Origin of the sequence: Lysinibacillus sphaericus (assembly GCF_000600105.1) — a bacterium.
Lineage (GTDB): Bacteria > Bacillota > Bacilli > Bacillales_A > Planococcaceae > Lysinibacillus > Lysinibacillus sphaericus.
In genome coordinates, this window is record NZ_CP006837.1 from 606,418 (window position 1) to 619,067 (window position 12,650).

General features: G+C 36.6%; 7 protein-coding genes. 5 read left to right on the forward strand and 2 right to left on the reverse strand.

Annotation, left to right across the window (positions count from 1 at the left end; all coding sequences use genetic code 11):
* Window positions 1-213 precede the first annotated feature (213 nt).
* The 5 genes from T479_RS02840 (at window position 214) to T479_RS02860 (ending at window position 8,007) form a co-directional block, all read left to right on the forward strand.
* Window positions 214-1,485 (forward strand): nucleotide sugar dehydrogenase, encoded by a 1,272-nt coding sequence (locus tag T479_RS02840; protein WP_024362930.1) that lies wholly within the window; start codon window positions 214-216, stop codon window positions 1,483-1,485.
* Entirely contained in the window at window positions 1,482-2,198 is a 717-nt protein-coding gene (locus T479_RS02845) for a WecB/TagA/CpsF family glycosyltransferase (protein ID WP_024362931.1), read from the forward strand. Before T479_RS02840 ends, T479_RS02845 begins: the two co-directional genes overlap by 4 nt.
* Window positions 2,199-2,659: 461 nt before the next feature.
* Window positions 2,660-5,965 (forward strand): S-layer homology domain-containing protein, encoded by a 3,306-nt coding sequence (locus T479_RS02850; protein ID WP_025218595.1) that lies wholly within the window; start codon window positions 2,660-2,662, stop codon window positions 5,963-5,965.
* Between the two features lie 284 nt (window positions 5,966-6,249).
* Window positions 6,250-7,095, forward strand: a complete 846-nt coding sequence (locus T479_RS23090) for a helix-turn-helix domain-containing protein (RefSeq protein WP_038509398.1) — start codon at window positions 6,250-6,252, stop codon at window positions 7,093-7,095.
* 21 nt (window positions 7,096-7,116) lie between these two features.
* On the forward strand, window positions 7,117-8,007 hold the full coding sequence (locus T479_RS02860) for a tyrosine-type recombinase/integrase (RefSeq protein WP_025218597.1): 891 nt from the start codon (window positions 7,117-7,119) through the stop codon (window positions 8,005-8,007).
* A gap of 213 nt (window positions 8,008-8,220) precedes the next feature.
* Here T479_RS02860 and tnpA read toward each other — a convergent pair whose 3' ends face one another.
* Window positions 8,221-8,673, reverse strand: coding sequence for an IS200/IS605-like element ISBsph2 family transposase (gene tnpA, locus T479_RS02865; protein WP_025218598.1), 453 nt, complete (start codon window positions 8,671-8,673; stop codon window positions 8,221-8,223).
* Window positions 8,674-9,277: 604 nt separating this feature from the next.
* Window positions 9,278-12,616 carry an Ig-like domain-containing protein gene (locus tag T479_RS02870; protein WP_025218599.1) on the reverse strand — a complete coding sequence of 1,113 codons (3,339 nt, stop codon included), beginning with the start codon at window positions 12,614-12,616 and terminating at the stop codon, window positions 9,278-9,280.
* Window positions 12,617-12,650: the final 34 nt, after the last annotated feature.

The window sequence follows — 12,650 nt, forward strand, 5'->3', positions numbered from 1 at the left end:
ATCGCCACAAAACACAAACAAATCGCCACCAGAAAGCTACTTTAAACCCACCATTATGCAAAATCGCACACAGAAAATACTGTAAAATAACAAATTGATTCACACTTTCCCTTGAAAGATGTATACTATAATGCAGAACAAAAATGCAATTCAGCATTTATAGACCATATAAAAATTTACTACTCGTTTTTGAAACGGAAGGAAGAATAGAGAATGACGAAATCAATTTGTGTCGTTGGACTTGGCTATATCGGATTACCAACGGCTGTAATGTTTGCCAACCACGGCATAAAAGTACATGGGGTGGACGTAAACCCAGCAGCAGTAAAAAGTATTCAAGAGAAAAAGCTTCATATTGAAGAAAACGGTTTACAAGAACGCCTAAACAAAGCAGTAGATGAAGGATTCTTAACAGCATCAACAACACCACAAGAAGCAGATGTTTTCATTGTAGCTGTTCCATCACCAATCAATCCTGACAATACAGCGAATTTGGAATATGTACGTCAAGCAACGGCATCTATTGTGCCTTATGTAAGAAAAGGGAACTTAGTAATTCTTGAATCCACAGTTCCACCGAAAACAGTAGAACACATTATGCTACCAGAGCTAATTAAAGCAAACTTAGAGTTCGGTGTTGATTTATTTGTAGCGCATTCACCAGAGCGCGTAATTCCAGGTCGTATTTTTGAAGAATTAGTGAACAACGACCGTATCGTTGGTGGGATTGATCCAGTATCTGCACAAATGACAAAAGAGCTTTACCAAACATTTGTAAATGGCACAATTCATCTAACAGATGCTACAACGGCTGAATTAGTAAAAGTAATGGAAAACACATACCGTGATGTCAATATCGCGTTTGCCAATGAATTAGCGAAAATGGCTGAAAAATTAGACGTGAACATTTGGGAAGCCATTAAATTTGCTAACTACCACCCACGTGTAAATGTTCACTTCCCAGGTCCTGGTGTAGGTGGTCACTGTATCGCTGTTGACCCATGGTTCCTTGTAGAGCTAGGTGGCGAACAAGCACAAATTATTCATTTGTCTCGTAATACAAATGACAGCATGCCAAGCTATACTGCACAAAGAACACAAGCCATTTTAAACGAAAACAAAATCGCAGGTGGTAAAGTAGCAGTTCTTGGACTAGCCTTCAAAGGAAACGTTGATGATATGCGTGAAAGCCCATCAACAATCGTCATTGATGAGCTACAAAATCTAGGCTTAGAAGTAATTTCTTACGATCCGCACATTAAAGAAAACAAACATGCCACACAAACACAAAGCTTAGAAGAAGCTACAAAAGACGCAGACATCATCGTTGTACTAACAGACCACAATGAGTTCAAAGCAATGGATGCAGCAGCTATCACAGTGAAAACAAAAATCGTCTTCGATACGAAAAACTGCTTAAACCGTGATAAATGGCAAGAAGCTGGCTTCCAGTTCCACTTACTAGGAGATGCGAAAAACCGATGAAAGAAACAGTACTTGGCATTAACGTCAATACAGAAGGCTACGATGAATTAATGGATATGGCATTCGAGCGCATTGAAAAGAAACAAAAAGCGCTCGTCGTTGCCATTAATCCAGAAAAAATTATTAAAGCAAAAGAAGACCCTGCACTAAAAAAGCTATTAAATGAAGCGGAATTTCAAATTCCAGATGGGATTGGTGTTATTCTTGCTTCTAAAATTCAAAAAGGGCAAATTCGTGAACGTGTTACAGGCGTTGATATGATGATGAAGCTTTGTGAAGAAGCGGCAAAACGAGGCAAGCCTATTTTCCTGTATGGAGGCAAACCTGGGGTAGCTGATGCAGCACAAGCAAAGCTAAAATCACTATTTCCTTCTATTAAAATAGTCGGCACACAGGACGGCTATGAAAAAGACGAACAGAAGGTCATTGATCGTATTAATGAAGCACAACCGGATTTACTATTTGTAGCAATGGGTAGTCCAAAACAAGAAAATTGGATTAATGCTAATCGCGACCGATTGCACCCAACGATTTATCAAGGTGTCGGTGGATCATTCGATGTGTTGGCAGGTACAGTAAAACGTGCACCAGAAATTTTCCAAAAATTTGGTCTTGAATGGTTTTACCGATTAATGAAAGAACCTAAGCGTATCAAGCGTCAAATCGCTTTACCACTTTTTTTATTGGAAGTGGCTAGGCAAAAACGTCAATAATTTTTAAAAAATGGTATTGTCGTTTTAATTTGAAAGTGTTAGACTGTAGGTGTATAGGAATTTCCTCTATGAAATAAATAGAATTCCCTGCAAGGAAACAACGGTTGGTAGCCCAAGCGAAAAAAGCTCAAGCATTTATATGCTTGAGCTTTTTTCGTTCCCTGATTTAACTTAATTATCCATTATTTTATAAGATTCTAGAAAATATGAACAAGGAATGATAGAAAATTAGATTTTGTTGGTAAAGTTGCATATTTTCACTTGAAAAAAACTGTTGGATAAACGACAATGGTAAAAGAGAGTTTGATGTCCACTATTTTCCGGAAACCAATTAGTAATTTTCCCAAAATATGATTGACAACTTTTAGGGATACAACTATACTTTTATGTGTAGTTGTTTATTTACTACATAACTATGTAGTAGAGACATAATTTTTGAACTTAGAGGAGGAAATTTTTCTATGGCTAACCAACCAAAGAAATACAAAAAATTCGTAGCTACGGCTGCAACGGCTACTTTAGTAGCTTCTGCTATCGTACCAGTGGCTTCTGCAGCAGGATTCTCAGATGTAGCAGGTAACGACCACGAAGTAGCAATCAATGCACTTGCTGATGCAGGTATCATCAATGGATACGCTGACGGCACATTCAAACCAAACCAAACAATTAACCGCGGTCAAGTGGTTAAATTATTAGGTCGTTATTTAGAAGCACAAGGCCAAGAAATTCCAGCTGACTGGAATTCAAAACAACGCTTCAACGATCTACCAGTAACAGCTGAAGAAGAATTAGTTAAATATGCTGCACTTGCAAAAGATGCAGGCGTATTCAACGGTTCAAATGGCAACCTAAACGCTTCACAAACAATGCAACGTCAACAAATGGCAGTAGTTTTAGTACGTGCTATTAAAGAAATCGCTGGCGTAGACTTAGTAGCTGAGTACAAAAAAGCGAACTTCGTAACAGAAATCTCTGACTTAGACAAAGCTTACTCTGCAGAACAACGCACAGCGATCGTTGCTTTAGAATATGCGGGTATTACAAACGTTGCTCACTTCAACCCAGGTAACAGCGTAACACGCGGACAATTCGCTTCATTCTTATACCGCACAATCGAAAACGTTGTAAACAACCCTGAAGCTGGTGTTGCAGCAGTAAAAGCTATCAACAACACAACTGTTGAAGTAACATTCGACGAAGAAGTAGATAACGTACAAGCTCTTAACTTCTTAATCTCTGATCTTGAAGTGAAAAACGCAGCTGTTAAATTAACAAACAAAAAAGTTGTTGTATTAACAACTGCTGCTCAAACAGCTGACAAAGAGTACACTGTATCTCTTGGCGAAGAAAAAATCGGTACATTCAAAGGTATCGCAGCTGTAGTTCCTACTAAAGTAGATTTAGTAGAAAAATCAGTTCAAGGTAAACTTGGCCAACAAGTAACACTTAAAGCACAAGTAACAGTTGCTGAAGGTCAAACAAAAGCTGGTATTCCAGTAACTTTCTTCATCCCAGGTTCTGCTAATGGCGTGAAAACTCCAGTAACAGTTGAAGCTGTAACAAACGAAGAAGGTATCGCAACTTACTCTTACACTCGTTATGCTGCAACAAACGACACTGTAACTGTATATGCAAACGGTGACCGTTCTAAATTCTCAACTGGTTATGTATTCTGGGCAGTTGACCAAACTTTAGAAATCACTGAAGTAACTACTGGTGCTACTATCAACAACGGCGCTAACAAAACTTACAAAGTTACTTACAAACACCCAGAAACTGGTAAACCAGTATCAGGTAAAGTACTTAACGTTTCAGTAAAAGAAAACATTGACGTAACTGTTGATAAATTACAAAACGTTACGGTGAACGGGGTAGCGGTAGTTCAAACGAGTACAAACAACACGAGAGCCGCACAAATCACAACAGATTCTAGAGGTGAAGCAACATTTACAGTGTCAGGTTCGAACGCTGTAGTTACACCAGTCGTATTTGAAGCTACTGCAACCAATGTAGCTAACACGTATTCTCAAACATACACGTCAGATGTATTACAAGCATCTGCAGCCAAAGTAACATTTGGTGCTATTCAAGCTGCTTATACGCTTGAAGTAACGCGTGATGGTGGTGAAGTGGCAGCTACTGGTGTAACAAACGGTCGCAAATATAACATCGTTGTGAAAGATAAAGATGGTAAAGTAGCACCGAACGAAATCGTTAACGTAGCATTTAACGAAGATATTGATGGTGTAATTTCTACAGTGACTTCTGCACAATTCGTGAAAGTAGAAGACGGTAAACAAGTGGGTTACGAAGGTAAAAAAATCACTGTTAGAACAAACGCTAAAGGTGAAGCAAGCTTCGTCATCGGCAGTGATACTGTAAATTCTTACGCTACACCAGTCGTTTGGATCGATATTAACAACCAAAGCGGTAAAGATGCAAACTTAGACAAAGGTGAACCTTCAGCAGTAGCACCAATCTCATACTTCCAAGCTCCATATTTAGACGGTTCAAAATTAGTATCTTATAAAGGTACAACTGAAACGGATAAATTTGCAGGTGGCGAAGTAGCAACATTTAAAGTACAACTTACAAACCAAAGTGGTAAAGTAGTACCGAATTCTGGTTACACAACGAAGGATGTTACGTACACGGTTTACAATACTGGTGCAAACAATGTAAAAGTTGGTACTGTAGAAATCGCTCCTAACCGCGTGCATACAGTAGTTGCGCCAAGTGGTGAAATTACTGTTACTACTGTAGATGGTAAAACTTCTTCTGTACGAGTTTTAGCTACAGGTGTAGCGAAAGAGGTTAACGGGAATAAAGAATTTGCATTTACTTCAAAAGAAGCTACTGCAACATTCACTTCTACTTCAGAAATCCCTAACCTATTTACAGGTGATATTCATTCATTCGATACAGACAAAGAAACTGTCGTATTTACTGATGGTTCCGTTCTAAAAAATGCGGTGAAATATGCTGGTGAAACGGATAAAACATATGTGTATAGAAATGTAAATGGTGCACCACTTTCTAAAGACCAGTTCGTAAATATTCTTAAAGGTGCCACTTCAGGGGTAAAAGTAACGTATGAAGTAAAAGAAAATACGGTTACATTCTATGTTGTTTCTGTCAATGCTGGGGGAACTAAGCCGGTTGATATTATTGGAGATAAAGCATCTGACGCTACTGCTGTTACAGCTGCAAAAGCTAAAGTTACAGTAACACCTAATATTGCTACACTTTCAACTGATACGGCAGAAAATAAACGTTTAGCTGTACAATCAAATGTTGTAACTGAAATTAATGACTCGTCAGTAACTATAAGTGTAGTAGAAACTTCTACAGCAGGAACTTATACTGTTACGTTAACTAAAGGCGCAAGCACTGCTACTGTAAATGTTACACCAAAATTTGGTCAAAAAGTAACTGCTGAATCTATTACTTCTTCACTTGCAGTGAGTACAAATGGAAAAGATTTAACCCTTAATATTGGGTCTGCTCTTGCAGGTTTCACAATCGCGAATGTAAATCCAGATGCTGATAATGCATTAGACATTACTACTTCTTTTAATAATAATGTGATTACTATAGCTAAAGCACCTTCTGCTTCTATTGAAGCTACAGGATTAATCGAGAAGACTTTAAAAGTTTATTTCGACGCTCAAGCTACTGGTTATGCTAAAGAAAGCTTTGTAGCAACTATTACAATTGATGATGTAACGAACCGTACTTTAGCTATTACAGTAAAGCCTACTCCATAACACACAACAATACTTTTATCAGCATATAAATTTAGTAAAAATAAGTAGAAATGAAAACCCATGTCTTGTTTATCGCAATACATTGGGTTTTCTTTCTAACCAATATTACCAAATAGAGTATATAAATCCTTTTATTGAAATTATCCAATATAGTGCAATTTGAATTAGTGACCAACTTATCTTCTGTTCCTTCGCAATATATTGCATAGTTCCAACATTACTTTTACTAGTCCTTTTATAAAGCATGTACTAATGGAAGATAGTTTAGAGAGGGGCGTGAGAAAATGAAGAACAAAGATGGACAAGCCATTGCTTTAGGAAATCGACTAAAAATGCTACGCCACAAACATCATCTAACGCTTGCCGCATTGGCAGATTTATTAGGTATTTCGCATAGTTATGTAGGCTTTATAGAAAAAGGGACGAGGAAAGCATCTGAAAAAGTATTGCAAAAGTATGCAGAATTTTTTGATGTGTCTTTTGCAGAATTAGTTGACTTACAGTTGCAAACTATTCCTACCATTCATAGTCCATCTAGCGAAACGCCTCCCCCTTTAACAAATGAAATAATGGAGTTAAACAATTTATTACTGAAATTAAATGAAGATATACGTTGTACAATGATTGAAAACTTTAAGGAGCAAATTCAACAAACGCTTTATCATTTGCTGACACCCTATGAGCTTTCAGATATTAAACGAAGTATTACGAAAATAAAAAATGCTTGGTTTTCAGAAAGTGAAGAAGTTGATCAAGATAAAAGCTACAAGGGCTATATCACCCTATCAAATGAGCCAATCTATTTTCAATTACAAGTAGAGCAACATATATTGCATCTTCAATTACTTCATGCTGATAGAAGACAACGCTCTCTGTTTGAAAGTTGGTTAGGCGATTGTTCCCTTTATTATCAAACGGAGGAATATTTACAGCATATTCGTGAACCACAGAAAATCGTTAATATTTTATGGTTAAGTCCTAATATGTCCTATCGCCAACAACATGACTACCTCGTACAAAAAGCGTTACTTTCATTTGCGTTAAACTATTGTGATGCGAAATTAAGTTGGTTTGTTCATAATTACGAGCAGCACAATACAATGCAAGATATTCAAGAACACATTAGCTAACGAGAAGGAGCTGATATCTCTTTGATTATCCATTCTGACTTTGATTTGCCTAAGTACTCTAAAAAATTTCTTCAACATTTAAAAAGAAAGTACTATTCACAAGAAACCATTATTGGCTATGAAAATGATATAAAAAAGTTCTCGTCCTTTATTTATCAATTATACGATGGTCATATTTTAACAGAGGAAATATCAAAGGATGATATTCTAGAATATCTAGATTTTTTAGGCAATCAGGATTATAAACCTAATTCGATTAGTAGATATTTTTACGGTGTGAAGGCATTTTTCAAATATCTTGTAATAGAGTTGAACTTTAAAGTCGATCCAACGATTGGTATATCTACTCGAAATGTGTATGTACCGTTACCCGAAATTCTGGATATGGAAGAAATGGCATTAGTGTTGGCTACGGCGAAAAAGTTCTCCGAATTTTACTATGTATTAATTAGCTTACTCTATTATACGGGTTCCAGAATTACAGCTGCTCGAACGTTGTTAAAGGAAAATGTTGATATAAAAAATAATAAAATATACTTCCCACGGATTAAAGGTGGCAGAGATCTTCACTTACCCCTACATCCAAAACTGCAAAAAATATTAGCGGAATATTTACAGAAAACGAAAGACAACGGATCAGATTATTTATTTCCCTCTCCCGTAAGTCGTAATATGCCCATTAGCGGAGTAGAAATCCGTATCAAATTAAAAAAAATTGGCGCCCAATGCAATATTACAAAACGATTAACCCCCCATGTGATTCGTCACTGTACCGCAACACACTTAACACTACTCGGTGTAGACCAACATTATATCGCAACTCTATTAGGTCATACCGATTCCCGTTCCACTGCACGCTATCAACATTTGAAAGTAGATGATTTAAGGTCGGCTATGAAGAAATTGAAATAACAATAGAATACCTAGCGAATATTTATTCAAAAAAATAATAAATTATACCAATGTAAGAGCTTTCTGTTAAAAACCCACCAGTAAAACTGGTGGGTTTCTTTACGCGTAAACGCTATTTAAATACCTTATGTCTAACTATATTCTGAAAGGTCCGCCAACCATACTTCTTTTCTACAAGCCGCTAAAGCGGCAGACTTTTTTCTTCTAGTTAATTTATTCACAATTTAAAGGGTCAATGATTTCATTTATTGACATCTGATCATAGCGTAAATCTTCTTGTAATTGTTTTGTGATATACTTGTGAATCACTTTTTGATTTCGACTAACTGTATCTACTAGGTATCCACGACACCAAAATTGGCGATTTCCCAATTGGTACTTTAAACTATCATGCCGATTGAAAATCATGACGCTACTTTTTCCTTTTAAATAGCCCATAAAAGCAGATACACTTAGTTTCGGAGGAATCTTCACCAACATATAAATATGATCCGAACACGCTGTTGCTTCTACAATTTCTACACCTTTTCTTTCACATAACTGACGTAGTATTTTTCCTATTTCTGCTTTGATTTTTCGATAAATGACTTGTCTTCTATATTTCGGTACAAAAACGATATGATACTTACAATTCCATGTTGTATGTGCTAAACTTTTACTATCCATTTGGAGCTCCTTTCGTACAAAATCGGTTGACTAGACCTGATTTTATTGTACGATTGGAGTTTTTTTGTTGTCTATAGCTAAGCTTTCCGAAACTACCTACATAGTAGAGGAATTTCAAAACAAAAAAAGCAATCATTGAACATTGGTTGGTTTAATACGTGAACTTTATTAATGGCATCACTTTTATTTCATTTTCATTTATAGATTTCAATTTGGACACCTATACTATACGGCGACTTTCTAACATATAAAAGTAGATGAACTAAGGTCGACAATTAAGAAAACTGAAATGCATATATTTTTAGACATAATGTAACACGAAAAATCCCATCCAAGTGTATAAACTGAATTATGTAGAAATGAAATATTTCTGATAAGAGTGTCACATTTTTTGCAATGGAGATAATTTATTTTATTCATTAATAGATACACTTGGATGTCCTAAAGACAAGTAAATGGAATGCCCCTATAACTTATTATTTTACTCAACAAAAAAGCTCTGTAGAGATTTCTCTCCACAGAGCTTTTTGCAATTCAGAAAAATTCTATTAGTTCAAAACTAGGAAGAACTTCTTCTAAATTTAACAAATACTAATTATTTTAATTAGTTATTTGTAACAGATAAAGATTTACCTGTAGTAGGACCTTCTTGACCTGCTTTTTGAGTAAAGATTACTACATCGTTTGATACTGTTGTATCATATTTAGCTGCGAATGCTGCATTAGCATCAGCTGCACCTTTAAGTTTAGTTGCGATTGCAGCTGCAGATGTATCAGCAGCATCTACTGTATAAGTAAATGTTTCTGTACCAATTTTTACAGTAATTACTTTAGTTGCAGGAACTACTCCACTTACTTTAAATGAATACTTAGCTGGGTTTTTAACTACAGGAGTACCTGCTACAGCTGTATCAAATGTTACACCTGTTAGAACTGTAGAGTTTGTAATTGCAACTTTATCTACTAATTTACCAGAAGTTACTTTTACTTTAGTACCATCAACTACTGCTGTAATGTTATCTGCTACACCTAATGTTTTAGCTTCATCTGTAATTAATTGAGCAATTTGAGCAGCAGTAGCGTTAGCTGGTAAATTTACATTAATTACAGTATCTTGTTGTGGCGTTACATTAGTGTTTGCTACAGTTAGACCTAACGCTCCAGCAGCATTTGCACCAGGTGTTAATAGAGCTGTTGCTGATGTTGCAGCTACTTCACTGTAATCTACAGCTGGGTTACCAACTAATGTGAAGTAAGATGCTGCTGAAACATTAACTTTGAAGCTTACATTAATGTTTGCTTTACCATCAGATACTACAAGAGTAACTGTAGTTGAACCAACAGCTTGTGGTTTAACTGTAAAGCTTAATTGATCTCCAGCAACAGTTGCAGTTGCTACAGAAGCATCACTAGTATAAGCAGTTAAGATTTTTAATGTATCGTTATCTGCATCAGTAGCTACTTGTGTTGCTGTGAATGTTAATCCTGCTGTATTATTAGCAGCAATTGTTTGATCTTCAACAACTTTAGCAACTGGAGCATTATTTGCTGCAGGTGGTGCATATTGTTGTAAACCATTAGTAGCAGTACCTGAAGGTTGACCAACAGTAATTACTTTAAATGTTACAGTATCACCATCTACAATGTAAGACATTGTAACATTTTGATTTGCCGCATCATATTGAGCTAATAAAGCTTCCCATGCTGCTTCTCCAAATACTTCATTACCATTAGCTCCGAAGTATTTAAATGTTTTACCAGTAACACCAGCATATTTCACTGGGTCTTTACCAGCAAACCAAATTGAGTTGCTATCAGTACCTGTATTTGCTGGGTTATATTGTACAGCTTCCCCAGTGAATGAATTTGGAACTTCTTTAGCAGCAGTGAATGTAGCAGTTGCTTCTTTAGAAGTGAATGCAAATTCTTTGTTTCCGTTAGTTTGTTTAGCTACACCAGTAGCAAGAACTTTTACAGAAGAAGACTTACCATCTACAGTAGTAACAGTGATTTCACCTTCTTTTGCAACTAATGTATGCACGCGGTTTGGAGCGATTTCAACATCGCCAACTTTTACATTGTTTGCACCAGTGTTGTAAACAGTGTAAGAAACCTCTTTCGTTGTGTAACCAGAGTTTTCAACTACTTTACCACTTTGGTTTGTAAGTTGTACTTTAAATGTTGCTACTTCGCCACCTGCAAATTTATCAGTTTCTTCAGTACCTTTGTAAGATACTAATTTAGAACCATCTAAATATTCAGCTTGGAAGTATGAAATTGGTGCAACTGCTGATGGTTCACCTTTGTCTAAGTTTGCATCTTTAGCGCTTTGGTTGTTGATATCGATCCAAGCGATTGGTGTAGCATAAGTGTTTACAGCATCACTTGAAACTACGAAGCTTGCTTCACCTTTAGAGTTTGTTTTAACAGTGATTTTTTTACCTTCGTAACCAACTTGTTTACCGTTTTCTACTTTTACGAATTGTGCAGAAGTCACTGTAGAGATTACTCCATCAATATCTTCGTTAAATGCCACGTTTACTGTTTCGTTAGCAGCTAATTTACCATCTTTATCTTTTACTACTAAGTTATATTTACGGCCGTTTTTAACACCAGTTGCCGCAACTTCGCCACCATCGCGAGTTACTTCAAGAGTGTAAGCAGCTTGAACAGCGCCGAATGTTACTTTCGCAGCAGAAGCTTGTAACGTATCAGCAGTGTATTTTTGAGTGTAACCAGTTGTTGTTACTGTACCATTTGTGTTAGTAACTTGTACTGGAGTTGCTTCAAATACCACTGGAGTTACTTCAGCGTTAGAACCTGATACTGTGAATGTTGCTTCACCTTTAGAATCAGTTGTGATTTGTGCAGCACGTGTGTTGTTATCGCTTGTTTGAACTACAGCAATACCATTAACAGTAACGTTTTGTAATTTATCAACAGTTACGTCAATGTTTTCTTTTACTGAAACGTTAAGTACTTTACCTGATACTGGTTTACCAGTTTCTGGGTGTTTGTAAGTAACTTTGTAAGTTTTGTTAGCGCCGTTGTTGATAGTAGCACCAGTAGTTACTTCAGTGATTTCTAAAGTTTGGTCAACTGCCCAGAATACATAACCAGTTGAGAATTTAGAACGGTCACCGTTTGCATATACAGTTACAGTGTCGTTTGTTGCAGCATAACGAGTGTAAGAGTAAGTTGCGATACCTTCTTCGTTTGTTACAGCTTCAACTGTTACTGGAGTTTTCACGCCATTAGCAGAACCTGGGATGAAGAAAGTTACTGGAATACCAGCTTTTGTTTGACCTTCAGCAACTGTTACTTGTGCTTTAAGTGTTACTTGTTGGCCAAGTTTACCTTGAACTGATTTTTCTACTAAATCTACTTTAGTAGGAACTACAGCTGCGATACCTTTGAATGTACCGATTTTTTCTTCGCCAAGAGATACAGTGTACTCTTTGTCAGCTGTTTGAGCAGCAGTTGTTAATACAACAACTTTTTTGTTTGTTAATTTAACAGCTGCGTTTTTCACTTCAAGATCAGAGATTAAGAAGTTAAGAGCTTGTACGTTATCTACTTCTTCGTCGAATGTTACTTCAACAGTTGTGTTGTTGATAGCTTTTACTGCTGCAACACCAGCTTCAGGGTTGTTTACAACGTTTTCGATTGTGCGGTATAAGAATGAAGCGAATTGTCCGCGTGTTACGCTGTTACCTGGGTTGAAGTGAGCAACGTTTGTAATACCCGCATATTCTAAAGCAACGATCGCTGTGCGTTGTTCTGCAGAGTAAGCTTTGTCTAAGTCAGAGATTTCTGTTACGAAGTTCGCTTTTTTGTACTCAGCTACTAAGTCTACGCCAGCGATTTCTTTAATAGCACGTACTAAAACTACTGCCATTTGTTGACGTTGCATTGTTTGTGAAGCGCGTTCAATTGATGGCATTTATCTGCTATGCAAATAAAGGAAACCTTAGCTG

Bases quoted from the DNA above. Each gene is read 5' to 3' on its own strand.
- T479_RS02840 (WP_024362930.1), top strand. From the start codon at position 214: ATGACGAAATCAATTTGTGTCGTTGGACTTGGCTATATCGGATTACCA.
- T479_RS02845 (WP_024362931.1), top strand. From the start codon at position 1,482: ATGAAAGAAACAGTACTTGGCATTAACGTCAATACAGAAGGCTACGAT.
- T479_RS02850 (WP_025218595.1), top strand. From the start codon at position 2,660: ATGGCTAACCAACCAAAGAAATACAAAAAATTCGTAGCTACGGCTGCA.
- T479_RS23090 (WP_038509398.1), top strand. From the start codon at position 6,250: ATGAAGAACAAAGATGGACAAGCCATTGCTTTAGGAAATCGACTAAAA.
- tnpA (WP_025218598.1), bottom strand. From the start codon at position 8,673: ATGGATAGTAAAAGTTTAGCACATACAACATGGAATTGTAAGTATCAT.
- T479_RS02870 (WP_025218599.1), bottom strand. From the start codon at position 12,616: ATGCCATCAATTGAACGCGCTTCACAAACAATGCAACGTCAACAAATG.